At 63.8% G+C, this 25,118-nt stretch carries 24 protein-coding genes; 13 read left to right on the top strand and 11 right to left on the bottom strand.

The annotated features are described in order from the left end of the window. Positions 1-2: 2 nt before the first annotated feature. The 6 genes from CK227_RS00455 to CK227_RS00430 all read left to right on the top strand — a co-directional run bounded on the left by CK227_RS00455 (position 3) and on the right by CK227_RS00430 (position 4,394). The gene (locus CK227_RS00455) at positions 3-389 is read left to right on the top strand and encodes a DUF983 domain-containing protein (RefSeq protein ID WP_095771026.1); all 387 of its coding nucleotides are present in this window, start codon (positions 3-5) and stop codon (positions 387-389) included. After that, on the top strand, positions 386-1,141 hold the full coding sequence (locus CK227_RS00450; RefSeq protein WP_179296349.1) for an SURF1 family protein: 756 nt from the start codon (positions 386-388) through the stop codon (positions 1,139-1,141). Before CK227_RS00455 ends, CK227_RS00450 begins: the two co-directional genes overlap by 4 nt. 105 nt (positions 1,142-1,246) lie before the next feature. Then, a complete protein-coding gene (gene ispH / locus CK227_RS00445; protein ID WP_095771025.1) occupies positions 1,247-2,257 on the top strand; it encodes a 4-hydroxy-3-methylbut-2-enyl diphosphate reductase in 1,011 nt (336 codons plus the stop codon). Positions 2,258-2,262: 5 nt separating this feature from the next. Beyond that, complete coding sequence (locus tag CK227_RS00440) at positions 2,263-3,225, top strand: homoserine kinase (RefSeq protein WP_095771024.1); 963 nt, start codon at positions 2,263-2,265, stop codon at positions 3,223-3,225. Between the two features lie 10 nt (positions 3,226-3,235). Further along, on the top strand, positions 3,236-3,769 hold the full coding sequence (rnhA, locus tag CK227_RS00435) for a ribonuclease HI (protein WP_095771426.1): 534 nt from the start codon (positions 3,236-3,238) through the stop codon (positions 3,767-3,769). Positions 3,770-3,809: 40 nt separating this feature from the next. Continuing rightward, positions 3,810-4,394, top strand: coding sequence for a histidine phosphatase family protein (locus CK227_RS00430; protein ID WP_095771023.1), 585 nt, complete (start codon positions 3,810-3,812; stop codon positions 4,392-4,394). 4 nt (positions 4,395-4,398) lie between these two features. Here the strand turns inward: CK227_RS00430 and CK227_RS00425 are convergent, their stop codons facing one another. The 3 genes from CK227_RS00425 to CK227_RS00415 all read right to left on the bottom strand — a co-directional run bounded on the left by CK227_RS00425 (position 4,399) and on the right by CK227_RS00415 (position 6,341). Further along, a complete protein-coding gene (locus tag CK227_RS00425; RefSeq protein ID WP_095771022.1) occupies positions 4,399-4,875 on the bottom strand; it encodes a DUF2938 domain-containing protein in 477 nt (158 codons plus the stop codon). A gap of 93 nt (positions 4,876-4,968) precedes the next feature. Continuing rightward, positions 4,969-5,451 carry a peroxiredoxin gene (locus tag CK227_RS00420; RefSeq protein WP_038645430.1) on the bottom strand — a complete coding sequence of 161 codons (483 nt, stop codon included), beginning with the start codon at positions 5,449-5,451 and terminating at the stop codon, positions 4,969-4,971. Between the two features lie 83 nt (positions 5,452-5,534). Next, positions 5,535-6,341 carry a protein-disulfide reductase DsbD domain-containing protein gene (locus tag CK227_RS00415; RefSeq protein ID WP_095771021.1) on the bottom strand — a complete coding sequence of 269 codons (807 nt, stop codon included), beginning with the start codon at positions 6,339-6,341 and terminating at the stop codon, positions 5,535-5,537. A gap of 170 nt (positions 6,342-6,511) precedes the next feature. Between CK227_RS00415 and CK227_RS00410 the strand changes: the two genes are divergently transcribed. Then, positions 6,512-7,120, top strand: coding sequence for a YqgE/AlgH family protein (locus CK227_RS00410; RefSeq protein WP_027046619.1), 609 nt, complete (start codon positions 6,512-6,514; stop codon positions 7,118-7,120). Between the two features lie 148 nt (positions 7,121-7,268). On the opposite strand, the gene CK227_RS00405 is transcribed toward CK227_RS00410, so the two are convergent. Beyond that, the gene (locus tag CK227_RS00405; protein WP_095771020.1) at positions 7,269-8,060 is read right to left on the bottom strand and encodes an MBL fold metallo-hydrolase; all 792 of its coding nucleotides are present in this window, start codon (positions 8,058-8,060) and stop codon (positions 7,269-7,271) included. Between the two features lie 98 nt (positions 8,061-8,158). On the opposite strand from CK227_RS00405, the gene CK227_RS00400 reads away from it, so the two are divergent. Further along, the gene (locus tag CK227_RS00400) at positions 8,159-9,079 is read left to right on the top strand and encodes a LysR family transcriptional regulator (protein WP_210421425.1); all 921 of its coding nucleotides are present in this window, start codon (positions 8,159-8,161) and stop codon (positions 9,077-9,079) included. A gap of 40 nt (positions 9,080-9,119) precedes the next feature. On the opposite strand, the gene CK227_RS00395 is transcribed toward CK227_RS00400, so the two are convergent. From CK227_RS00395 to thrC, 4 genes are read right to left on the bottom strand one after another with little or no spacing between them, the layout of a single operon-like run. Further along, positions 9,120-12,008 (bottom strand): EAL domain-containing protein, encoded by a 2,889-nt coding sequence (locus tag CK227_RS00395; protein ID WP_095771018.1) that lies wholly within the window; start codon positions 12,006-12,008, stop codon positions 9,120-9,122. Between the two features lie 3 nt (positions 12,009-12,011). After that, a complete protein-coding gene (locus tag CK227_RS00390; protein WP_095771017.1) occupies positions 12,012-12,608 on the bottom strand; it encodes a GNAT family protein in 597 nt (198 codons plus the stop codon). 14 nt (positions 12,609-12,622) lie between these two features. Then, positions 12,623-13,915 (bottom strand): pitrilysin family protein, encoded by a 1,293-nt coding sequence (locus CK227_RS00385; RefSeq protein ID WP_095771016.1) that lies wholly within the window; start codon positions 13,913-13,915, stop codon positions 12,623-12,625. 14 nt (positions 13,916-13,929) lie between these two features. Then, entirely contained in the window at positions 13,930-15,327 is a 1,398-nt protein-coding gene (thrC, locus tag CK227_RS00380; protein ID WP_095771015.1) for a threonine synthase, read from the bottom strand. Between the two features lie 129 nt (positions 15,328-15,456). Here thrC and CK227_RS00375 point away from each other — a divergent pair, with 129 nt between their 5' ends. Continuing rightward, positions 15,457-16,185, top strand: coding sequence for a hypothetical protein (locus CK227_RS00375; RefSeq protein WP_095771014.1), 729 nt, complete (start codon positions 15,457-15,459; stop codon positions 16,183-16,185). Between the two features lie 40 nt (positions 16,186-16,225). Here the strand turns inward: CK227_RS00375 and CK227_RS00370 are convergent, their stop codons facing one another. Next, positions 16,226-16,915, bottom strand: a complete 690-nt coding sequence (locus tag CK227_RS00370) for an HAD family phosphatase (protein ID WP_095771425.1) — start codon at positions 16,913-16,915, stop codon at positions 16,226-16,228. A 176-nt stretch (positions 16,916-17,091) separates the two neighbouring features. Between CK227_RS00370 and CK227_RS00365 the strand changes: the two genes are divergently transcribed. Continuing rightward, the gene (locus CK227_RS00365; RefSeq protein ID WP_095771013.1) at positions 17,092-18,225 is read left to right on the top strand and encodes a site-specific DNA-methyltransferase; all 1,134 of its coding nucleotides are present in this window, start codon (positions 17,092-17,094) and stop codon (positions 18,223-18,225) included. 40 nt (positions 18,226-18,265) lie between these two features. Here CK227_RS00365 and CK227_RS00360 read toward each other — a convergent pair whose 3' ends face one another. Next, positions 18,266-18,904 (bottom strand): HAD family phosphatase, encoded by a 639-nt coding sequence (locus tag CK227_RS00360; RefSeq protein ID WP_095771012.1) that lies wholly within the window; start codon positions 18,902-18,904, stop codon positions 18,266-18,268. 10 nt (positions 18,905-18,914) lie between these two features. After that, entirely contained in the window at positions 18,915-20,033 is a 1,119-nt protein-coding gene (mutY, locus tag CK227_RS00355) for an A/G-specific adenine glycosylase (RefSeq protein ID WP_179296348.1), read from the bottom strand. Between the two features lie 55 nt (positions 20,034-20,088). On the opposite strand from mutY, the gene CK227_RS00350 reads away from it, so the two are divergent. The 3 genes from CK227_RS00350 (at position 20,089) to smc (ending at position 25,072) form a co-directional block, all read left to right on the top strand. Then, positions 20,089-20,598: a DUF721 domain-containing protein gene (locus tag CK227_RS00350; protein ID WP_095771010.1), complete on the top strand. Its 510-nt coding sequence runs from the start codon at positions 20,089-20,091 to the stop codon at positions 20,596-20,598. Between the two features lie 154 nt (positions 20,599-20,752). Further along, positions 20,753-21,496 (top strand): DsbA family protein, encoded by a 744-nt coding sequence (locus CK227_RS00345; RefSeq protein WP_095771009.1) that lies wholly within the window; start codon positions 20,753-20,755, stop codon positions 21,494-21,496. Positions 21,497-21,613: 117 nt separating this feature from the next. Next, positions 21,614-25,072: a chromosome segregation protein SMC gene (smc, locus tag CK227_RS00340; RefSeq protein WP_095771008.1), complete on the top strand. Its 3,459-nt coding sequence runs from the start codon at positions 21,614-21,616 to the stop codon at positions 25,070-25,072. Positions 25,073-25,118: the final 46 nt, after the last annotated feature.

Here is a 25,118-nt window from a genome sequence, read left to right as displayed (position 1 = left end):
CGATGAGTGAAGACAAGGCGATCTGGCCTCCGATCGAACCGATTTCGGCCGGCTTGCACGGTCGCTGCCCGCGCTGCGGCGAAGGGCGCCTGTTTTCCGGCTTCCTCACCGTCGGCAAACGCTGCGTCAATTGCGGCCTCGATTATTCCTTCGCCGATGCGGGCGATGGACCGGCGGTCTTCGTCATCCTGATCATCGGGTTCATCATCGTCGGCCTTGCGCTCTGGGTCGAGGTGACGCTGAGCCCGCCGCTGTGGCTGCATCTGCTGGTCTGGATCCCGCTGGCCCTGGTGCTGTGCCTGACGGCGCTGCGACTGATCAAGGGTGTGCTGCTCACTCTCCAATATGCCAACAAGGCGGCCGAAGGCAGGCTGGACCGCGGCGAATGAGCGAAGCAACCATCAAAGGTGCCGGCCGTTCGCGGCCACGATCGGCATTGCTGCTCGGCCTTGGTCTGGTGCTGCTTTTGATCTTGCTGGCGCTCGGCACATGGCAAGTCCAGCGCCTGCACTGGAAGGAAGGTCTCCTGCAGACCATCGACCAGCGCACGCATTCGGCGCCGCTGCCGCTGGCCGAAGTCGAGAAGGAATTCACCTCGACCGGCGACGTCGACTACACGCCGGTCACGGTCTCCGGCACGTTCCTGCATTCGGGCGAACGGCATTTCTACGCGACCTGGGAAGGTGACGCCGGCTTCAATGTCTACACGCCGCTTGCCCTCGACGATGGCCGCTTCGTGCTGATCAATCGTGGTTTCATACCCTATGATCTGAAAGACCCGGCCAAGCGTGCCGAGGGGCAGATCCCAGGCAAGGTGACTATCACCGGGCTTGCCCGCAATCCGCTGCCGGCAAAGCCGTCGATGATGCTTCCCGACAATGACGTGGCGAAGAACATCTTCTATTGGAAGGACCGCGATGCCATGGCGGCGAGCGCCGGCCTGCCGGCCGGGTTCACGCTGGTGCCGATCTTCATCGATGCCGACAAGACGCCGAATCCCGGCGGTCTGCCGATCGGCGGCGTCACCATCATCGATCTGCCGAACAGCCATCTGCAATATGCCGTCACCTGGTATGGGCTTGCCGTGGCACTCGCCGCAGTGCTCATCCTGCGGCTTCGCCGTCCCGCGAAAGAAGAATGACCGCGCGCGATGCCCCCTTTCTACCGACGCCCCCTTTCTACCGACGCCCTTGACAGGGCAGGGCTAGGCACCTCATTTCGGCGATGACGAACCGGCCAGGATTTAATGCATAAGACAACCAACAAGCCTCCGCTGACGATCCGGCTCTGCCAGCCGCGCGGTTTCTGCGCCGGCGTTGACCGTGCCATCCAGATCGTTGTGCTGGCGCTGAAGAAATACGGCGCACCGGTCTATGTCCGCCACGAGATCGTGCACAACCGTTACGTTGTCGAAGGGCTGCAGAGCCTTGGCGCCGTCTTCATCGAAGAACTCTCCGAGATCCCGGCCGAACACCGGCAGTCGCCGGTCGTCTTCTCGGCGCATGGTGTGCCGAAATCGGTGCCGGCGGACGCGCAGGCGCGCAATCTGTTCTATCTCGACGCTACCTGCCCGCTGGTCTCCAAGGTCCACAAACAGGCGATGCGCCATCAGCGGCTTGGCCGCCATGTGCTGTTGATCGGTCACGCCGGGCACCCCGAGGTGATCGGCACGATGGGGCAATTGCCGGAGGGCGCTGTCACGCTGGTCGAGACCGAGGCCGATGCCGCCAGGCTCGTGCCCGCCGATCCGAAGGCGCTTGGCTTCGTCACCCAGACCACGCTGTCGGTCGAGGACACCGCCGGCATCATCCGTGCGTTGCGGGAGCGCTTTCCCGATCTACAGGCGCCGGCGGCGGAATCGATCTGCTACGCCACCACCAACCGCCAGGAGGCGGTCAAGGACACCGCCCCGGGCGCTGATCTCTATCTGATCGTCGGCGCTCCCAATTCCTCCAATTCGCGGCGCCTTGTCGAAGTGGCCGAGCGTGCCGGCGCCACAATGTCGCTTCTCGTGCAGCGCGCCGCCGAAATTCCGTGGAATGACATCGGCACCATTTCAACGCTTGGCCTGTCGGCCGGGGCATCGGCGCCGGAGATCATCGTCGACGAGATCGTCGACGCGTTCCGCCAGCGTTTCGATGTCACCATCGACCTGGCCATCACGGCCACCGAAACAGAGGATTTTCCGGTCATGCGGGTACTGCGCGATGTCGAACTGACGCCGGCCGACATGGCCTTCGTCAATGGGGCCGCGTAAGGCAGATGGCGGTCTATACCGACGTTGCGGAGGGCGAACTCGGCGCTTTCCTTAAGCAGTATCCGGTCGGCGATCTGCTGTCCTACAAGGGCATCGCCGAAGGCACTGAAAACTCCAACTTCCTGCTGCACACCTCCAGCGGCTCCTACATACTGACGCTCTATGAGAAGCGGGTCGACAAGGCGGATCTGCCGTTTTTCCTCGGGCTTATGGGCCATCTCGCCCACAAGGGCGTGTCCTGCCCGCTGCCGGTGACCGCGCATGACGGCAGCGTCATCGGCACGCTGGCCGGCCGGCCGGCGGTCATCATCACCTTTCTCGAAGGCCTCTCACTGCGGCGGCCGACGGCGACGCACTGCGCCGAGGTCGGCAAGGCGCTGGCCGCCTTGCACCTGGCCGGTGCCGATTTTCCGATGACCCGCCCGAATGCGCTCGCCATCGACGGTTGGCGCAAGCTGTGGAACGCGGCCCGCGACCGGGCCGACGAGGTCGAGCCAGGCCTGGCGGCCGAGGTCGACGCCGACTTCGCCGACTTCGCGCGCAACTGGCCCAAAGGCCTTCCGGCAGGCATCATCCATGCCGATCTTTTTCCGGACAACGTCTTCTTCCTGGGCGAAAAACTGTCCGGCCTGATCGACTTCTATTTCGCCTGTGACGACCTCTACGCCTACGACGTCGCCACCTGCCTCAACGCCTGGTGTTTCGAGAAGGATTTCTCCTTCAATCTCACCAAGGGCAAGGCACTGCTCGCCGGCTATCAGAGCGTGCGACCGCTGAGCGAAGAGGAAAAGGCGGCACTGCCCATGCTGGCTCGCGGTTCGGCGCTGCGTTTCATGCTGACCCGGCTCTACGACTGGCTGACCGTTCCCGATGGCGGCCTGGTCATGAAACGCGACCCGACCGAATATATCAGGCGGATGCGGTTCCATCGGGCGATCAAATCTGCTTCGGAATATGGATTGGCCTGATATGGGTGTCATGAGCAAACAGGTTGAAATCTTCACCGACGGCGCCTGTTCGGGCAATCCCGGCCCTGGTGGCTGGGGTGCCATCCTGCGCTTCAACGGCACCACCAAGGAGCTTTCCGGTGGCGAGGCCGAAACGACTAACAACCGCATGGAGTTGTTGGCGGCCATATCGGCGCTGAATGCGCTGAAGGAACCCTGCACGGTCGAGCTTCACACCGACAGCAAATATGTCATGGACGGCATTTCCAAATGGATCCATGGCTGGAAGAAGAACGGCTGGAAGACCGCCGACAAGAAGCCGGTCAAGAACGGTGAGCTGTGGCAGGCGCTGGATGAAGCGAACCGACGCCACAAGGTCACCTGGAACTGGGTGAAGGGCCATGCCGGCCACACCGAGAACGAGCGCGCCGACGAGCTCGCGCGGGAAGGCATGGCGCCGTTCAAGAGGGGCTCCTTCAAGCCGGCGGTATCAGCGCCGAAGCCGGATGCCCAGCCGAAGCAGCCGATGGCCGCGAGGGCGCGTCGGTCGACCCAGAGCTATTGAGTTCCGGCAGCCGGTCCACTTTCAGGCAGGAACCTCGATCGTGCCGATCCTCTACTATGTCACGCATCCCCAGGTTCAGATTGATGCCGCCATTCCCGTGCCGGAATGGGGGCTGTCCGACGTCGGGCGGGCGAGAGCCGTTGCCATGCTCGATCAGCCATGGGTCGGTGCAGTCCGGCGCATCGTGTCGTCGGGCGAACGCAAGGCAATAGAAACGGCCGAAATCCTGGCAAGCCATCGCCGCCTTGCGGTCGAGGTCAGGGAGCGGACGCATGAGAATGACCGGTCCGCGACCGGCTTCCTGCCGCCGCCGGAGTTCGAAGCGGTCGCCGACCAGTTCTTCGCCCACCCGCGCGAAAGCATTCGCGGGTGGGAGCGGGCCATCGATGCTCAGAACCGTATCGTGAGCGAGGTCGCGGTCGTGCTCGACGGCAATGACGCCGATGACATTGCGTTTGTGGGCCATGGAGGCGTTGGAACGCTCCTGCTGCTGTCTCTTAGCGGGCGGGAGATCAGCCGCGAGGCGGACCAACCGGCCGGCGGCGGCAACTATTTTGCCTACGATATCGGCGCCCGCCGCGTCATCCATGGATGGCGGCCGATCGACAGGCTGGAACAGCCCTAGACTCTCAGCGTATCAGCAGCGCCGTTCCCCAAAGTCCGAGCGCGAAGACCGTGTGCGCCACCAGGTTCAGCGCCCGGATCCGCATCGGATTGGGCCGCCTCGAGGCTGCCCATCCGGCACCCACGCCGGGCGCCAGCAGGAACCAGCCGGCGCCGACGGTGACGATCCCAAGGATAAAGGCCGGCAGGAAGGTCGGCGCGGCAAGCCAGTCCGTTCCAGCCAGCACTACCAGGATGATGGCGTAGACGATGCCGACGAAATAGTGAAACGCCCAGCCCAGCGCCACTTCGTGCGCGTAGGCTGCCGCGTCGCCGATATCATCGTGAAAGACCTTGTCGGTGAGATGCCAGACCCAGCGACCGACCGGTCCCCAGTTCGGCCGTGGCTGGCCAAACGCCTTGTGGAGCAGGATGGCCCAGAGATCCATCAGCACCGTGGCGCCGATGCCGATCACGACGGCGCGCCAGAAGACGTCAAACATCCTTGGGATCCCCCCGAAAGCCGGCAGTTCTGGGGTGCAAGCGGTCCTCGGGCGAGGTCAGCCTTGCGGCCCGCCCGACGCGACCGTTGAAGCCTAGAGCTGTCCGAGAATATGAGCCGCGCCCGACTCGTCGACGCCGGGCTTGGTCTCGACATTGATCGCGGTGACCTTGCCGTCGTCGACGATCATCGAAAACCGCTTCGAGCGCAGGCCCATGCCGGCGGCGGAAAGGTCGTTGTCGAGGCCGACCGCCTTGGCGAAATCGCCGCTGCCGTCGGCGAGGAACAGGATCTTGCCCTCACCGCCAGTGAAGCGCGCCCAGGCGCCCATGACATGGACGTCGTTGACCGACACGACGGCGATGGTGTCGACGCCGCGGGCCAGGATGGCGTCATGGTTTTCGAGATAGCCGGGCAGATGGTTGTTGCTGCAGGTCGGCGTGAAGGCGCCGGGAACACCGAACAGGACCACTTTCTTGCCCGGAAAAATCTCGGCTGAGGTGATCGTCTTGGCGCCGTCATCGGTCATCGTCTTGAACGTTACCTCGGGCAGCTTGTCGCCGACGGAAATGGTCATGAGTTCCTCGCTTGGAGAATGGGAAGGATGCATGCTTGCGTAGCGAACTCGGCGGCGTCCTGCAACCGTTCGGGCAAGCTGGATCAAGGGAAAGGCAGCAGCCCTTCGACGGCACCGGCCGAGCTCGTCAGCGTGTAGTGAAGTCCGCCATCCGTTGGCGTTGCCGAGGGGCGGTCGAGGATCGGCACGGTGAAGATCAGCTTGCCGTCCTTTTCGCTGCGGGAAGGAGCGCCGAACATGTAATCCTGCTCGCCGGCGACGAAGAAATCCGCCGCGTCGGGGTCACCGGGAAAACTCGCCTCGACAACCAGCGTCTCATGATCGCCCGGCAGGACATTGATGCCGAAATCCGATCTCGCGGGCGCCGGCAACGCCGCGAAACTGGCCTTCACCAGCGCTGCATCGTCCGCATTGTCGGGGTCGGAACCAGGGTCGACCGTCAGCCGCGTCTGCACCGGTATGCAGATCGTTTCGCAAATGCCGAGGAAGACGTCGGCGTCGATGACGGCCGAATCCTTCGCTGCCGACAATTTGAACACCACCGGCAGCGAAACCGGATAGTTGTAGCCTGCCCATTTGCCATAACCATCGTCGTGGCGTTGCGGTGCCGGAAACGAGAGTGTGGCATCGGCAATATTGGTGCTGGCCGAAACATTGAGCTGCGGCGGCACGCCGGCGTCGCCCGGATCACGCCAATAGGTCTTCCAGCCCGGCTTGAGCGCGATGTCGAGAACGCCCTGGATGCGGCCGGCCTCGTCGGGTTTGCCTGATGTCACCAGCCGCACCTTGCCGCCCTCGCTGTTGTACCAGGCGGACGAGGAGGCGGTGGCGGGGAGAACGCTCGCCGAACCGATGGCGGTGCCGAGCAGCAGGATTTTCAAGCTTTGCATGGCGGTGATTTGATCGTCCGTTCGTGGCGGTGCAATGATTTCGTGGCCCTGCCGCCATCATATTTGCGTGACCCATGGTGGCAAGCCGTGGCGGCCTGGCACCATGGGCTTTGGTCGAATCCGGCGCGGCGCATCTTTTCGGCGCCCGGGAAACACGGTACCCTCCTGCCATGGATTTGTTGCGCCACAAAAAGACGGCTGCTGGACGCGGCTTTCTCGACGATCAGTTCCTGATTGCCATGCCTGGCATGAAGGACGACCGTTTCACGCGCTCGGTCATCTACATCTGCGCGCACAGCGACGAAGGCGCGATGGGCCTGATCATCAACCAGACACAGCAGATGCTGTTTCCGGATCTGTTGGTGCAGCTCGGCATCATGAACGAGCAGGAGGCGATCCGCCTGCCGGCGCAGGCGCGCGATTTCGTCGTGCGCAATGGCGGACCTGTCGATCGCAGCCGGGGGTTCGTCCTGCATTCTGGCGACTACCGCGTGGAATCGTCGCTGACCGTTTCCGACGACATCTGCCTGACCGCGACGGTCGATATATTGCGCGCCATATCCTCGGGCCGCGGCCCGCGTCACGCGCTGATGGCGCTCGGCTATTCCGGATGGGGCGCCGGCCAACTGGAAACCGAGATCGCCGAGAATGGCTGGCTGACCTGTCCGGCCAGTCCCGAACTTCTCTTCGACGCCGACATCGAGCGCAAATACGATCGCATCCTCGCCTCGATCGGCATCGACCTCGCCCATCTCAGCCTGGCCGCCGGACACGCCTGAGCGCTTTTGCTGCCCGGGTCCTGTGGCTAGAAGCGGCGTAGCAGGACCAATGCATCGTAAACGCAGCAGTGCCATACGACGGCGCGCGGGAACTGTTCAGCCTGGAAGCGCGTAGACAGGCGAACCGGGTGTCCAGCTTGTCTATCCCCTATGCCGGCTCATAGCCGTATGCTTCGCCTTTACGCACGACGAGCCCGATACCTGGCCAACCAAGATGCGCTCCGGCAATCCACGTTCCAGCCTCGGCCGCGTCGTGGAAAACCTTCTGGCGTGTTGCACGTGCGGTCGATTGATCGTCGTCATAACCCCAACTCAATGCCGGATTGCCAAATTGCAAGACCGGCACATGAACGATGTCCCCGAAGAACAGGAAGCTGTCCTCGTTCGTGTCGAACGCGTAGCCCGTGTGACCGGGAGCATGGCCTGGCAGCGCAACTGCTCTCAACCGCTCAACCACCTGGTCGCCATCCCGCACAGGCTTCAGCAAGGATCGGAACCGCGCAAGACGTGTCTCGGCGAGAAAGCTTTTCATAGCTTCCTCGGCAATTGCGATCGCCTTCAAATTCGGGAAGAGCATCCGGTTGTCGCGGGTCAAAAGCCCGTACACATGATCCTGATGGGCATGGGTGAGCGCCAAGACCGTGATCGAGGCGGGATCGATGCCGGATTCGGTCAACGTCTGCTCGAGACGTCCTGTTGTTGGGGCCCAGCCTCCTCCGCCGCTGTCGATCAGAATGCCGTCAACGCCGGGACCTGCGAGGGCAAAGCAATTGACAGAGAGGCGTAGCGTCCCTGCCTGCGCGACTTGCGGTACCGGCTTGTTCTGCGAATCCCGCAGAAGGTCCGGCGGCATCTCAATATAGCCGTCCGAGAGCGACCAGACGCGCCAGGCGCCAGCCGTGCAGGCGAGGACGTTGTCGCCGCGGAATGTCACGATCATAAGGTACCTCAATCCACCATTTCAGATCGAACCTAGGACAGAGCGGCTTATGAGGATAGGGCAGTTGCGTGACAAGGCCTCATGAGGGATATTCATAAATCATGAGAAATGAACTGAACGAACTCGCTACGTTCGCGATGGTCGCCCGGGAACGAAGCTTCACAAGAGCCGCGGCAAAATTAGGCGTATCTCAATCTGCGCTGAGCCACACTATCCGCGGGCTTGAACAGCGGCTCGAGTTACGGCTTCTCGCTCGAACAACGAAGAGTGTCGCGCCAACCGCTGCAGGGGCCGCGCTTTTGAAAGATCTGTCTCCGGCGCTTGAGCAAATCGCTGCTGCCCTTGACGGGGCGCGAAGCCTCCGAAGCCGCCCCGCAGGCCGCCTTCGAATTATGATGTCACGCTCGGCTGCGGTAATGGTGTTGCTGCCGCGGTTCGCGGCATTCGCTGAGGCATACCCCGACATCGTTCTCGATGTGGTCACCGAAACAGGCCCTGTGGACCTCGTTGCCGACGAGTTCGATGCCGGAATCCAGCTTGGCGAATACATTCAGAAGGACATGATCGCGGTGCGCGTCACGCCGGAGTTGCGGCTGGCTGTGGTGGGGTCGCCTGACTATTTCTCGTCGCGAAGCATTCCGCAAAAGCCTAAGGATCTCAATGATCATCGATGCATAGCCCTGCGTCTTCCGGGCGGTCCACATCGGTGGGAGTTCGAGCGTGCACGAAAGTCAGTCACGATCAGCGTCAGCGGCCCGCTGATAATCGACGACACTCACTTGGTGATTCAGGCAGCGCTCGCTGGCGTTGGTCTCGGTCTCGCCTATGAAGAGCAGGTCGCGGAGCATATCGCAGAGGGGCGGCTTATCCGTGTCCTGGAGGAATGGACGCCACCAATTCCCGGCTTTTTCCTGTATTATCCCAGTCGTCAGCTCCAGCCGGCGGCGTTGTCCGCATTGGTCGACGCGTTGCGGCTCTCGCAGCAACAGTCGGTGCGCGACGGTCGAACCTCTCCATAACTTGCCTGAAAGCGGCCGGTCGTCACGAAGCGATGGACCTCTAAGCTTGAGTCAGCGGATACTGTTCCTTCAACGTCTTCAGCACCTGGTCGCCCGGCATCGGCGCGCCGAACATGAAGCTCTGCACATATTCGCAGCCCATCTGGCGCAGTTCCAGCGCATCGCGTTCGTCCGAGATGCCCTCCGCGACCACCGACAGGCCGAGCTCATGCGCCATGTTGACCATGGATTTGAGCAGCACGGCGCGCTTCGGCGTGCTGTCGTCGACAAAGCTCTTGTCGATCTTGATCGTGTCGAACGGGAACCGTGTCAGATAGGCGAGCGATGAATACCCCGTGCCGAAATCGTCCAGCGACAGGCCGATGCCGAGCTGTTTCAGCTTGGTCAGCACATGGGCGGTCTGCTCGGGATTGTCCATCACCAGCGACTCGGTGAGCTCGAGCCGGAAGCAACGCGGCTTCAGATTGGCCCGTGCGATGACCGAGCGGACATCGCTGACAAGGTCGCGGCGGATCAGCTGGCGGCTGGACAAATTGACCGAGACCGACAGTGGTGCGTCGCCGATCTGCTTCTGCCATCCGGCGAGGTCTTCCGCCGCCTGCTGCATGGCGAACAGGCCGAGCTGCACGATCAGCCCGCAGCTTTCGGCGACCGGAATGAAATCCGCCGGCGGGATCATGCCGCGGCGCGGATGGTCCCAGCGCAGCAAGGCCTCGAAGCCGGCGACGCTGCCGTCCTCCAGCCGCACGATCGGCTGGTAAGCCAGCGTGAATTCGCGCCGCTCGATGGCGCGCCGCAGGTCGGATTCGAACTGCAGCCGGTCGGTGCCGACGGTACGGAAGGCCGGGCGGAACGGCTCGATCCTGTCGCCACCAAAACGCTTGGCCTGGTGCATGGCAAGCTCGGCGTCCTTGACCATGTCCTCGGCCGAAGTCTGCGCCGAGGTCCATGTGATCAGGCCGATCGAGGCGGTCAGCACGATCTCGCGCTTGGCGAAGGTGATCGGGTTGTTGATCGCATGCTTGATGGCGTCCGCCACGCCGGCAATGCGGGCAGGGTCCTGTTCGGACAAAAGCATCAGCGCGAACTGGTCGCCGGCAAAGCGCGACAGCGAATCCTTCGGCTTCAACAGCCGGTGCAGGCGGCGCGCTATGGTGAGCAGGATGGTGTCGCCCGCCGAGATGCCGAGCCCGTCATTAACCTGCTTGAAGCGGTCGATGTCGATGACGAAGACGGTCGGACGCACCTTCTCTTCGGTGCGGGCGATCGAGATGATCGCTTCCAGCCGGTTCATGAACAGTTCGCGGTTCGGCAGGCCGGTCAGATTGTCGTGCACGGCGTCGTGCAGCAGCCGCTCCTCTGACTTCTTCTGCTCGGTGACGTCGACCATGGTGCCGACGCAGCGGATGACCTCGCCGTCCGATCCGATGACCGGGCGTGCCCGCAAGGCGAACCAGTGATAATGCCCGTCGGCGCCGCGCAGGCGGAAATTCTGCGCCACCCGGCCGCGTCGGTGCTCGAGCACCACATCGAGCGTCGTGCGGAACGTGTCGCGGTCGTCGGCATGCAGCACCGGCAGCCAGTTGCGCGCCGCACCACCAAGGCTGTTGGGCGCCAGGCCGAGCTGGATGCTCACGTCGGGTTTGGTGACGACGCGGTCGCGCAGCACGTCCCAGTCCCAAACCGTGTCGCCCGACCCGGCAACGGCCAGCGCCTGGCGTTCGAGGTCGGAGAACAGCCCCTGATGCAGTGCACCGCCGGCAAAGGCGTGCTGCATGACGGTGAAGCCGATCAGCAGGATGATCAGGATCAGGCCGCCGCCGAGCGCCGGCTGGGCGATGTCGTTGTCGAGCATGCCGGTGATCGCCATCCACGACCCGCATAGCCACAACAGCACCATGACCCAACTGGGCACCAGCATGATGGCGCGGTCATAACCACGAATGCCGAGGAAGATGATCAGGCCGAGCCCGGTCAACGCGGTGGCGGCAAAGGAGATGCGGGCGATGCCGGCGGCGACCGCCGGATCGACGATGGCCACGCCTGCAATCAGCACCAGCCCGAGGATCCAGACCAGCGCGCCGTAGCTGAAATGGCCGTGCCAGCGGTTGAGGTTGAGATAGGCGAACAGGAAGACCACGAAGGTCGCCGCAAGCGCCACCTCCGTTCCCGCCCGCCACATCTGCTCGTTGCCGGGCGAGATCTCGATGACCTTGTTGAGGAATCCGAAATCGACGCAGATATAGGCAAGCACCGCCCAGGCGAGGGCCGCGGTCGCCGGGAACATCGAGGTTCCCTTGACCACGAACAGGATGGTCAGGAACAGTGCCAGAAGGCCTGCAATGCCGATGACGATGCCGCGAAACAGCGTGTAGGAGTTGACCGAGTCCTTGTAGGCCTCGGGCTCCCACAGATAGACCTGCGGCAGCTTGGGCGAGGCGAGTTCGGCGATGAAGGTGATCACCGTTCCCGGGTTCAGCGTCACCCGGAACACATCGGCGTCGGGGCTGGTCTGGCGGTCGAGCGCGAAGCCCTCGCTGGGCGTGATCGCCGCAATGCGGGTGGCGCCGAGATCGGGCCAGAAGATGCCGGAATTGACCAGCCGGAAATGCGGCGCCACGATCAGCCTGTCGAGCTGCTGGTCCGTGGTGTTTGCCAGCGCGAACACCGCCCAGTCGCCGGTCGAGCGCGCGTCATTGGCCTCGACCTCGATGCGCCGCACGATGCCGTCAGGCCCGGGCGCGGTCGATACCTGGAAGTTCTCACCCTGGTTGCGGTAGATCTCGAAGGCGCGCGACAGGTCGAGCGCGACGTCGTCGCGGGCAATCTTGATCGGTTCGACGGCAAGGGCCGACGAAGCCGCGCACAGCGTCAGGATTGCCGCGAGGACAAAGGCGAACAGCGGCCCGTTTCGCAGGAAATTCGTCAAAAATCAGTCCTTCGTTCCTGCGTCCAGCGGATCGTCCGCGATCCGGGCGTAGAGGTAATGGTCCTGCCAGATGCCGTTGATCCTGAGATAGGATCTTAACAGTCCTTCGCGCCGGAATCCGGCTTTTTCAAGCACGCGGATCGACCGGATGTTGTCGGGAATACAGGCCGCCTCGATCCGGTGCAACCTCAGCGTATCGAAGGCGAAGCGGGCCACGACCTTGACCGCGTCGGTCATCAGGCCACGCCCGCCGAAGCGCTCGCCGATCCAGTAGCCGACATGGCCGCTTTGCGAGACACCGTGGCGTATGTTGCCGAGCGTGATGCCGCCGGCCAGCTTGCCGCTCGACTTCTCGAAGATGAAGAAGGCGATCGCGGTTCCCTGCGCATAGTCTTCGCGATAGCGGCTGATGCGCAGCCGCCATGCCGTGCGGTCGAGCTCGTCAGGGGTCCAGCGCGGCTCCCACGGCTCCAGGAAGGCCCGGCTTTCGCCGCGCAATGTCGACCATTCCCGATAGTCGTTGGTGTATGGCACGCGCAGCGTGACGAGATTGCCCTTCAGCGCCGGCAGATCACGGCGAAAGAAAGCGAGCGCGAACACGGCGCTTTGGGGACTTAGACGGCGAGTCTGCGGGCCGTGGTCTGCGTGCCCGGAAGCGAATCGAGGATCGCCTCATATGGTGCCAGCGTACCCACGGGCCCGACAGCGGTAAGCGTCGGCTTGGTCGAGAACATCCGCGACGACAGGTCGGTCAGCCGCTCCACCGTCAGCGCCGACAGGCGCTCCATCAATTCCTCCTTGGCGATCGGCCTGCCGAACAAAAGCAGTTGCCTCGCGATCTGCGAGGCGCGGCTGGCCGGGCTTTCGGCGGACATGATCAGCCCGGCGCGATACTGGGCGCGAGCGCGGTCGAGTTCTTCCTGCAGGATGTTCTCGCCCGCCTTCTGCAACTCGTCGATGATGACAGGCACGAGTTCGGCGATGTCGCTCTGGCCGGTCGCGGCATGGACGCCGAAGACGCCGGTGTCGGAAAAGCCCCAGTGGAAGGCATAGACCGAATAACACAGGCCGCGTTTCTCGCGGACTTCCTGGAACAGGCGCGACGACATGCCGCCGCCGAGGATCATCGACAGCACCTGCGAAGCGTAGAAGTCGCGCACATGGTAGGCGCGGCCTTCGAAGCCCAGCACGATCTGTGCATCCATCAGGTCGCGGTCCTCGCGAAAATCGCCGCCGACATATTGTGCATATTGCGGGATGGTGCTGTCGGCCTTGCTGCGGAAGCCGCCAAGCTGCTTCTCCACCTCGCGCACGAAATTGTCGTGCTTGATGTCGCCGGCGGCCACGATCACCATCCGCTCGGCGCCATATTGGCGTTCGATGAAATCGTGCAACTGCTTGGAAGTAAAGGATTTGACGGTTTCCGGCGTGCCCAGGATCGAGCGGCCGATGGTCTGGTGGCGAAAGGCCGTCTCGGTGAAACGGTCGAAGACGATATCGTCTGGCGTATCGTGCGCGGCGCCGATCTCCTGCAGGATGACGTGCTGCTCGCGCTCGAGCTCCTGCGGGTCGAATTCGGACTCCTGCAGGATGTCGGCGAGGATGTCGACGGCCAGCGGCACGTCGTCGGACAGCACCCTGGCGTAGTAGGAGGTGGTCTCGACACTGGTGGCGGCGTTGATCTCACCGCCGACATCCTCGATTTCCGAGGCGATTTCGAAGGCCGTCCGCCGCTTCGTGCCCTTGAACGCCATGTGCTCGAGCAGATGGGCCATGCCATGCTCTTCATCACGCTCATTGCGGGCACCGGACTTGACCCAGGCACCCAAGGCAACCGATTCGATACTTGGAAGGGTTTCGGTGGCGACTGTCAGGCCGTTCGACAGACGGCTTACCTCAACACCCATATGGCTCGTACTCCCTAACGCGCCGCTCGCGCACGGCGGCTGACGTAATCTTCCACCATTTTCAGGTCGGATGGAAGTACCGTGTATTTTTCCTCAAATGTCATCAATCCACCTAGCCATGCGGGCAGGGCCGGCGAGACACCGCTGGCGGCCTCGACGGCGGCCGGAAATTTTGCCGGATGGGCGGTGCCCAGCACCACCATCGGCACGGCGCCCGATGCCTTGCCGGCCGCGACATGCATGGCCGCCGCGGTATGCGGATCCAGAAGATAATTGCTGGCCGCGAGCGTCGAACGGATGGTGGCGGCGACATCGTCCATGGTGGCGCGGCCGGCGTCGAATTCGGACCGCATCCCATTGATTTCGCTGGCTTCTATGGTGAAGGCCCCGGACTGTTTCAGGCCGTCCATGTAGCGTCGCACGGTCGCCGCGTCGCGGTTGGAGGCTTCGAACAGCAGGCGTTCGAAATTCGACGAAACCTGGATGTCCATCGACGGTGAGGTGGTCGCAAAGACACCCTTGGTGCGGTACTCGCCGGTGGCGAAGGTGCGCGCCAATATGTCGTTGTCGTTGGTGGCGATGACCAGCCGTTCGATCGGCAGGCCCATCTTCTTGGCGGCATAGCCGGCGAAGATATCGCCGAAATTGCCCGTCGGCACGGTGAACGACACCGGCCTGTCCGGCGCGCCGAGCGACAGGGCCGAGGAGAAATAGTAGACGATCTGGGCCATGATGCGCGCCCAGTTGATCGAATTGACCCCCGACAGCGCCACCCGGTCGCGGAAAGCGTGGTCGTTGAACATGTCCTTGAGCAGGCCCTGGCAGTCGTCGAAATTGCCTTCGATCGCCAGCGCGTGGACGTTTTTGGCCTTCGACGTCGTCATCTGGCGCTGCTGCACCGGTGAAACGCGGCCATGCGGGAACAGGATGAAGATGTCGGTGCGGCTGCGCCCGGCAAAGGCGTCGATCGCCGCGCCGCCGGTGTCGCCCGACGTGGCGCCGACGATGGTGGCATGCTGGTCGCGTTCGGCAAGCACATGGTCCATCAGCCGGGCGAGCAGCTGCATCGCCACATCCTTGAATGCCAGCGTCGGCCCATGGAAGAGTTCGAGGACAAACGTGTTGGGGCCGGTCTGGACAAGCGGGCAGACCGCCTCGTGGCGGAACGTGGCATAGGCTTCGCGCACCAGGCGCTCGAAAACCGGCGCCGGAATTTCGCCGTCAAGGAACGGCGACAGCACGCGGATCGCGAGATCGGGATAGGCAAGGCCACGCATGGCGCGGATCTCGGAAGCTGAAAACTGCGGCCACTCGCGCGGCACGTAAAGCCCGCCATCGCGCGCCAGCCCCGCCAGCACGGCATCGGAAAATCCAAGCGCGGGTGCTTCCCCGCGCGTACTCACATATTGCATGTCTCAGTCCCGTTGCCGCTTGGCTTTTGCGTTCACCACAAGGTGGTTAATTTCTGTGCCGGCTCCAGTCGCATTTTTGCCGCGCCGTTGATATACGTCACCAGCTTTACGAGAGGGAAGTGCAGTTTCATGGCGTTTCGTACATCACGTGGCCGCTTTTTGGCGGGTCTTGCGCTCACCGGCTTTATGCTCGCCGCCGCCGGCTGCCAATCGGGCGACAATGGCATCCTCAACCTCGGTTTCGGCAAGAAGGACCCGACGGCGCCTCCGCCTCCGCAGGATCCCAAGATTCTGGCCAGCCAGCTGAACGCCTATTGCCCGCGGGTGACGGTGCGCGACGGCACGGCCTTTTTCAACACCTATGCCAACGAGGTCAAGAAGGCCAAGCCGAAGCTCAAGAAGACCGGCGATGCCGCTGCGGATGCCGCGGCCCAGGCTGCGGCTGACGCCGCCGCTGCCACGCCGCCCGATGATTCCGCGAGGATCATTTACCAGGCGTCGATTTCCGACGTGACCCGCGATTGCAGCCGCGCCGACGGACAGCTGACGATGAAGATCGCGGTTGCCGGCAAGATCGTGCCGGGAGCGAAGTTTACGCCCGGCACCATCACCATGCCGATCCGCACCGCGGTGATGCACGGCACCGACGTGCTTTACTCGCAGATTCACCAGTACCAGGTCCAGGTCACCGATCCGTCGGTCGCCACCCAGTTCGTCTTCACCGATTCCAATGTCGTCGTGCCAGCACCGACGGCGCAGGATTATCAGGTCTACGCCGGCTATGACGAAACCGCGCCGAAGGCGACGACGGACAAGCCGAAGAAGACTCGCAGGAAGAAGGCCGCTGCGACGAACTGAGCGGTCATCGATACAGCGTGCGCCCGGCCGGGCGCGCGTCTCAGGCGTCGGCCGACCATTCCGACAGCGCCGCGATCACGCTTTTCAGCTCTGCCCAGCGGCGGATCACCGTTTCGGCGCCGGCCTCGGTCAGCGCGTCGGCATGGCCGGGATAGGTGTGACTGGCGCCGGTGAAGCCGATCACCCGCATGCCGGCTGCCCTGGCGCCGGCGACGCCGTGCACGGAATCCTCGATGACGAAAGTGTTGGCCGGGTTCGCGCCGAGTCTTTCCGCCGCGAACAGGAACACGTCCGGCGCAGGTTTGGTCTTTTTGCTCGGTATTTCCAGTGCCGAGAAGATGCGGCCGGCGAAGAACGGCAGCAGATGCACTTTCTCCAGCATGAATTCTATCCGCTCCGAGCGTGAGTTGGAGCAAATACAGCGTTGCGCAGTGACCGATACGACCGCTTCGCGCACGCCCTCGATGGCACGCACGTCGCTGCGCAGTTTGCGGTCGACGAGTTCTTCGGCGCGGTCGATCAGCGACGCCTGGAACGGAATCTTGGACTTCTCCTCGATCCGCATCAGTATGTCCTTGAACGTCAGGCCCGCATAACTTTCGGCAATCTCCTCGGCCGAGATTTCATATCCGGCGAGCGTTATCAGCTCGGCCTCGACCCGCGCGGCGATGATTTCGGAATCGACGAGCACGCCGTCGCAATCGAAGATGACAAGGTCTGGCTGGGGCATGGTGATCCGGACAAGGAAAGGATGAAGCGGCCGTGAGGGCCTCGGGCGGCGCGGCATACACCAATGGCCCGGCCTTCGCAAACCTGGCAGGCCTATCCGCGAGCCTTCACCGAATATTTACGCTGATCGGTAACCATAACGGGGAGTAAACAGTAACGCGTGCCTTGGGTGTAAAAATGTCTGCCGTGCGTCTTCTCCACGAGTTGTCCCACGCTCCCCAGCAATCCGAATGGCTGGACACGATCCTCAAGGGCGACTGCGTGGCGGCCCTCGACCGGCTGCCGGAAAAGTCGGTCGACGTCATCTTCGCCGATCCCCCCTACAATCTGCAACTCGACGGCGATCTGCACCGGCCCGACCAGTCCAAGGTCGACGCGGTCGACGATCACTGGGACCAGTTCGAGAATTTCGAGGCCTACGATGCCTTCACCCGCGCCTGGCTTTTGGCGGCGCGCCGCGTGCTGAAGCCCAACGGCACGATCTGGGTCATCGGCTCCTATCACAACATCTTCCGGGTCGGCGCCAAGATGCAGGATCTGGGCTTCTGGATCCTCAACGACGTGGTCTGGCGCAAGACCAACCCGATGCCGAATTTCCGTGGCCGCCGTTTCCAGAACGCGCATGAGACGATGATCTGGGCGTCACGCGACCAGAAGGGCAAGGGCTACACCTTCAACTACGAGGCGCTGAAGGCGTCCAACGACGATATCCAGATGCGTTCGGACTGGCTGTTCCCGATCTGCACCGGCGGCGAGCGGCTGAAGAACGACAATGGCGACAAATTGCACCCGACGCAGAAGCCGGAGGCGCTGCTCGCCCGCATCATGATGGCCTCGACCAAGCCGGGCGACATCGTGCTCGACCCTTTCTTCGGCTCCGGCACGACGGGTGCGGTCGCCAAACGCCTCGGTCGCCATTTCGTCGGCATCGAACGCGAGCAGGCCTATATCGATGCCGCCAACGAACGCATCGATGCGGTGCGGCCGCTGGAGGATGCCGATTTGACGGTATTGACCGGCAAGCGCGCCGAGCCGCGCGTTGCCTTCGTCAGCCTCATCGATACCGGGCTGATGACGCCGGGCGCCACGCTTTACGACGCCAAGAAGCGCTGGGCGGCCAAGGTGCGCGCCGACGGCACGGTGGCGATCGGCGACAGCGCCGGCTCGATCCACAAGATCGGCGCCGAAGTGCAAGGCCTGGACGCCTGCAATGGCTGGACCTTCTGGCATTATGAGCGCAGCGGCGGACTGACCCCGATCGACGAACTGCGCCGCATCGCCCGTCTCGGCATGGAGCGGGCAGGGGGCTGACCCCCTGCCGAATTATCGCGTATCGCGTTGAATCAAAATCTCAGCGGATCGCCGCAAGCGATTCAGATCGCGCCTTGATTCCCAAGCGTTCAAGATCTGCTTGAAGTGTCCTGGCATCGGTGAACAGCACGGCTTGCCAGCCCGCGGCCTTGGCGCCGTCGACATTCTTCTGGCTGTCGTCGATGAACAGCGTCGCGGAGGGCTCGAGCCCGAACGCGGCCACGTGATGTTCGTAAATGTCACGATCCGGCTTGATCTTGCCGATCTCGCCGGAGATGGTCACGCCGCGCGGACGATTGAGGAAATCGAAGCGTTCGCGGGCTTCCGCCAAAGTGTCGGAGGCAAAATTGGTCAGCATGGTCACGTCGTGGCCGCTTTCGATCAGGCCAAGCATGATGGCGACGCTGTCGTCATAGGCGTGCGGCACCATGTCGTGCCAGTGGCGGCGGAAATTGCGGATGTTTTCCGTGTGATCGGGATGCTCAGCGATCAAAAGCGCCTCGGCCTCTTCCCAGGTCCGCCCGCGATCCTGCTCGATGTTCCAGTCATGCGTGCAGACATTGTCGAAGAACCACTTTCTCTCTTCGGCATCGGGGATGAGGCGGCTGAACGGAATGTTCGGATCGTAGTGGATCAGCACGCGGCCGATGTCGAACACGATGTGGCGGATCTCGGTCATGAAGCCTCTTTCAATGCGGGCGTTGCTTTTTCGTCGCGCCGGGTATCGCAGCCTCGATTGCCTTTTTCATGACAGTGGGCAGTGCCTCGCCGGAAATCTCGTGGGCGTGCGACCAGAAATGCCCTGCCGGCGCATCACCTTTGATGTGGGCGTGAAAGACTTCGAGCTCGAGCGCGAAATGGGTGAAGACATGCGTGATTTTTCCGGCGCGCAGCCAGTCGCCGGGAAAGGGCGCCGCCGCCTGCGTGGTGGCTCCGTCCACCCGCGCGGTCCAGCCCGTTGTCGGCACCTCGGTCATGCCGCCAAGCAAACCTTTCTCCGGCCGTTTGCGCAGAAGAATGGCACCATCCTCGCGCATGGCGACGAAAGCAGCGCCGCGTCGCTGCGGTTTGTCGGCTTTGGGCAGCCGCACCGGGAAGTTTTCAGGGTCGCCCGAAACGACGGCACTACAGCTCTCGCGCAGCGGGCACAGCATGCAGCGCGGCCGGCGCGGGGTGCAGATCGTGGCGCCGAGATCCATCATCGCCTGGGCGAAATCGCCCGGCCTCGCCGTCGGCACCATGGCCTCGACATGGGCGCGTATCTCGGTCTTGGCTTCGCTGAGCAGCGTGGTGATCGAAAACAGCCTCGATATGACGCGTTCGACATTGCCGTCGACTACGGCGGCGGGGCAGTCGAAAGCGATCGCCATGATCGCCGCCGAGGTGTAGGCGCCGATGCCGGGCAGGTCTCTCAAACCGGCCTCGGTGTCGGGAAACTGGCCGCCACGCGCCGCCACCAGATCGGCGCAGGACTTGAGGTTGCGGGCGCGGGAGTAATAGCCGAGCCCCGCCCAGGCCTTCATGACGTCCTCGGTCGGTGCCGCTGCCAGCGCCTCGACATCGGGCCATTTCTCGACGAAGACGCGGAAATAGGATTTCACCGCCTCGACCGTGGTCTGCTGCAGCATGACTTCGGACAGCCAGATGCGGTAGGGGTCTGGCCGCACGCCGCGTGCATGCTCGCGCGGGCTCACCCGCCACGGCAATTCACGATGATGCACGTCGTACCAGGCAAGCAGGCGCGACGCGGTGTCGTCCGGCATTGGCTTGCGTGTCTGGGCCTTGCGGGTCTGGTCTGCTGGTGCCATTGATCGTGTATTGGCCTGGCCGGTAATCTGCTGGGGTCGTGGCTGGAGAACGTACATGGCAGGGAGAACGCCCTACGGCAATCCCGTCCCGGTGAGCGATCTTGCCACCAAAATCCTCGACCCGGTGCTGCGCAAGCGGGCAGGCATCTCGATTGGTCTCGTTCAGTCCTGGGAAGAGATCGCCGGGCCACGCCTCGCCAGCCGCTCGCGGCCGGAGAAAATTCAATGGCCACGCCGCCTGCATGAGGACGATCCGTTCGAGCCGGCGGTATTGGTCATTGCCTGCGAAGGCATGGCGGCACTTCATCTGCAGCACGAGACCGGCGAGATCATCAACCGGGTCAACGCCTTCCTCGGCTTTACGGCGATAGGCCGCATCAGGATCGTGCAAAAACCGGTGACGACGGACAAGGGACGGCCTAAACCGACCTTCAGGCCGTTGACGGCGGCGGAGCAGACCAGATTGTCCAATACGGTCGAGCTGATCGAGGATGACGGGCTGCGTGCCTCGCTGGAAAGGCTTGGCGCAACCATTTTGGGTGAAAGGAAGTCAAAAACCCCTTGAAGACAGTCATGGATTTGTCGTCAACATCTCGCATTCGTGATCACCTTTGTCAGGTTTCGCGATTGGATTGGGGATGGAGATGCCTTAATTCGCGCCAACTCTCGCCTTTTCGTGCCTTTGCGTTGCAAAATCCAACCCTTGTCAGGTGATTCGTATGAACCGTCCTCCGTTCGGCAAAAGTCTGTCTCGCAGAAACGTCCTGTCTTCGCTGGCCGCCATTCCGGCGGTGGCCCTGCTCGCCGCCTGCAGCGACTCCGGCGAACAGGCCAAGGCGGCGGATGTGAAGCCCGCGGATCCGGCCGCCCCCGCGAAGCCGGCCACGCCGGCTGCCGCTCAGGTTCCCGAGTCCCAGGGCACTGTCGACATGGCGGAACTGCTGAAGCCCGGCGCACTGCCCGACAAGCAGCTTGGCAAGGATGACGCCAAGGTCACCATCGTCGAATACGCCTCGATGACCTGCCCGCATTGCGCGCATTTCGCCGAAACCACCTTCCCGGACCTGAAGACGAAGTACATCGACACCGGCAAGGCGCGCTATATCCTGCGCGAATTCCCGTTCGATCCGAGCGCGGAAGCCGGGTTCATGCTGGCGCGCTGCGCCAAGGATAACTATTTCCCGATGGTGGACGTGCTGTTCAGGCAGCAGGCGAACTGGGTTGGCGTGTCGAACACCAAGGATGCGCTGCTGCAAATCTCGAAGCTCGCCGGTTTTACACAGGAGTCCTTCGAGGCCTGCTTGACGGACCAGAAACTTCTGGACGATGTGAGATCGGTCCAGAAGCGCGGCGCCAATGAATTCAAGGTCGACTCGACACCGACCTTCTTCATCAACGGTAAGACCTACAAAGGGGCGATGTCGATTGAGGAAATGTCGGCCATCATCGACCCTCTGCTCTGACATCAGTTCAGCGCTGAAGCGGCAGTGCTCCGGCGCTGCCCTGCCTTTTGTCTTGCCGCGCGTTCTCTCCGCAAAGCCGCGGAGCACTTTTGCCGAACACGCCTATGAGGCGCGCGAATGAGGTTTTCGCGCCTTCGCCTCCTCGGTTTCAAGTCCTTCGTCGAGCCCGGCGAGTTCGTCATCGAACGCGGCCTGACGGGTATTGTCGGGCCAAACGGCTGCGGCAAGTCGAACCTTGTCGAGGCGCTGCGCTGGGTGATGGGCGAAAGCTCCTACAAGAACATGCGCGCGTCCGGCATGGACGATGTCATCTTTTCCGGTTCAGGCACACGGCCCGCCCGCAACACCGCCGAAGTCACGCTTTTCCTCGACAACAGTGATCGTTCGGCGCCCGCTGCCTTCAACGACGCCGACGAGTTGCAGGTGTCGCGCCGCATCGAGCGCGAGGCGGGCTCGCTCTACCGTATCAACGGCAAGGAAGCGCGCGCCAAGGATGTGCAGCTTCTGTTCGCCGACCAGTCGACCGGCGCGCGCTCGCCCTCGATGGTCGGGCAGGGCCGTATCGGCGAACTGATCCAGGCCAAGCCGCAGGCGCGCCGCGCCCTGCTCGAAGAGGCGGCCGGCATTTCCGGCCTGCACACCCGCCGCCACGAGGCGGAACTTCGGCTGAAGGCGGCCGAACAGAATCTGGAACGCCTGGACGACGTCGTCGGTGAACTGGAAAGCCAGATCGAAAGCCTGAAGCGCCAGGCGCGCCAGGCCTCGCGCTTCAAGAACCTGTCGGCCGATATCCGCAAGGCCGAAGCGACGTTGCTGCATCTGCGCTGGACGCTGGCCAAGACGCAGGAAGGCGAGGCACGTTCTGCGCTGGCTGTTGCCACGGCACTGGTCGGCGACCGCGCCGCCGCGCAGATGAACGCGGCCAAGGAACAGGGCATCAGCGCTCATCGCCTGCCCGATCTGCGCGATGCGGAAGCCGCCGCCGCCGCCGCCTTCCAGCGCCTGTCGATCGCCAGGTCGCAGATCGAGGAGGAGGCCGGCCGCATTCGCAACCGCCAGGCTGAAATCGAGCGCCGCCTGCAGCAGCTCGACGGAGACATCGCCCGCGAAGAGCGGATGGTGCGCGACAATGCCGATGTCCTCGAACGGTTGCGCACCGAGGAAGCCACGCTGAATTCCGAAAACGCTGGTGCGGCCGAGCGCGAGGCCACCACCCGCGCGGTGTTCGAACAGGCGGCGTCGACGCTGGCGCAAAGCGAAGCCAGGCTCGCCACGCTGACCGCCGAACGCGCCGAGGCCGCCGCTTCGCGCCATCAGATCGAGCGCACGCTGCGCGAGACCGCCGAGCGCCGCGACCGCTTCGCCCGCCAGCTCGCCGAGGTCGACCGCGAATTGTCGGATATCCTCTCCAAGGTCGCCGGCCTGCCGGATCCGGCTGAAAAGCGCGCTCTGGTCGAACACGCCGTGGCGCTGCTGGAAGAATCCGAGGCCGCCGTGGCGCAGGCCGAACAATCGGTCATCGATGCCCGCGCCGCCGAAAGTGCTGCCCGCCCGCCGCTTCAGGATGCCAGGGCCGAACTGGCGCGGATCGAGACCGAAGCACGCACGCTGGCCAAGATCCTCAATGCCGCCAGTGGCGATCTCTTCCCTTCGGTGCTGGAGCAGATCAGCGTCGAGCGCGGCTTCGAGACGGCGCTGGGTGCAGCCCTTGGCGAAGACCTTGACGTGCCGCTCGACCGCAGCGCGCCGGCGCATTGGGGCGAAAGCCAGATCCAACCCGGCGACGCGGCCCTACCGGAAGGCATCAAGAGCCTGGCCAGCGTGGTTCGTGCCCCGGCACAGCTTGCCCGCCGCCTGGCGCAGATCGGCATTGTCGAGGCCGCGGACGGCCGCCGGCTGCAGGCGCTGCTTGCGCCTGGCCAGAGGCTGGTCAGCCGCGAAGGCGCGCTGTGGCGCTGGGATGGCCTGACCGCCAGCGCCGATGCGCCGACGGCCGCCGCACAAAGGCTGGCGCAGAAGAACCGGCTTGCCGAACTTGACGCCGAAGCGGTGCAGGCGACGCTTGTCCTGCGCCAGGCCGAGGAAGCGCTGGCACGGGCCGAGCAGGCGCTTCGCCAGGCGAGCGAGGCCGAACGCAACACGCGCCAGGCCGGACGCGATGCCCAGCACCGGCTGGACGCGGCCCGCAATGCGCTGGCCGAGGCCGAAAAGGCCGGTGGCGAGCTGGCGAGCCGGCGCGCGGCGCTGGATGAGGGGCGCGCGCGCATCGTCGACAGCCATGAGGAAACCTCGGCGGCTTTCGTCGAGGCCGAAATGCTGCTGCAGGACGCGCCGGATCTGGGCGACCTGCAATTGCAGCTCGAACAGTCCTCGGCCAATGTCTCCCGCGACCGCGCCACGCTTGCCGATGCGCGGGCCGTCCATGAAGGGCTGCGGCGCGAGGCCGAGGCGCGGACGCGCCGGCTCGATGCCATCGGCGCCGAGCGCAGCAACTGGCTGGTACGCGCCGAAAACGCCTCGACCCAGATCACCTCGCTCGGTGAACGCAAGGCCGAGGCCGAGGCCGAGCGCGAACGGCTGGCCGACGCGCCCGATGAGATCGATGCCAAGCGGCGCGCGCTGCTGTCGCAATTGACCGAGGCCGAGACCTTGCGCAAGGCGGCCGCCGACCGGCTGCAGGAAGCGGAAAACAGGCAGGCCGATCTGGACAAGCTGGCCACATCAGCCATCCAGTCACTGGCCGAGGCGCGCGAGACCCGTGCCCGTGCCGAGGAAAGGCTGACGGCGGCCGACGAGCGCCGGCTGGAGGTCGAGGCGCGTATCCATGAAACGCTGAACACGCCGCCGCATCTGGTCATCCGCCACACCGGCCTGGAAGCCGATGACCCAATACCCGAAATGGCAGAGATTGAGCGCCAGCTCGACCGGCTGAAGATCGAGCGCGAACGGCTCGGCGCCGTCAATCTGCGCGCCGAGGAAGAGCAGAAGGAGCTCTCCGACCGGCTCGAAGCGATCGTTACCGAGCGCGAGGACATCATCGAGGCGATCCGCAAGCTTCGGCAGGCGATCCAGAGCCTCAATCGCGAAGGCCGCGAGCGGCTTCTGGCCGCCTTCGATGTGGTCAACAGCCACTTCCAGCGTCTGTTCTCGCATCTGTTCGGCGGCGGCACGGCGGAATTGCAACTGATCGAATCCGACGATCCGCTCGAGGCAGGCCTCGAAATCCTTGCCCGCCCGCCCGGCAAGAAGCCGCAGACCATGACGCTGCTGTCCGGCGGCGAGCAAGCGCTGACGGCGATGTCGCTGATCTTCGCCGTCTTCCTGACCAACCCGGCGCCGATCTGCGTGCTCGACGAAGTCGACGCGCCGCTGGACGATCACAATGTCGAGCGCTTCTGCAATCTCATGGACGAGATGGCCAAGACCACCGAGACGCGATTCGTCATCATCACCCACAACCCGATCACCATGGCGCGCATGGACCGGCTGTTCGGCGTGACCATGGCCGAGCAGGGCGTCAGCCAGCTCGTTTCGGTCGACCTCCAGGCCGCCGAGGCGATGCGCGAGGCGAGCTGATCCATCCGGGCTGCCGGATCGCCGCTGGCAGGATTCGTCCGGCGAC

This window comes from Mesorhizobium sp. WSM4308 (assembly GCF_002294905.1).
In the GTDB taxonomy this organism is placed as follows: Bacteria; Pseudomonadota; Alphaproteobacteria; order Rhizobiales; family Rhizobiaceae; genus Mesorhizobium.
This window is presented reverse-complemented; position numbering and strand designations above follow the sequence as displayed.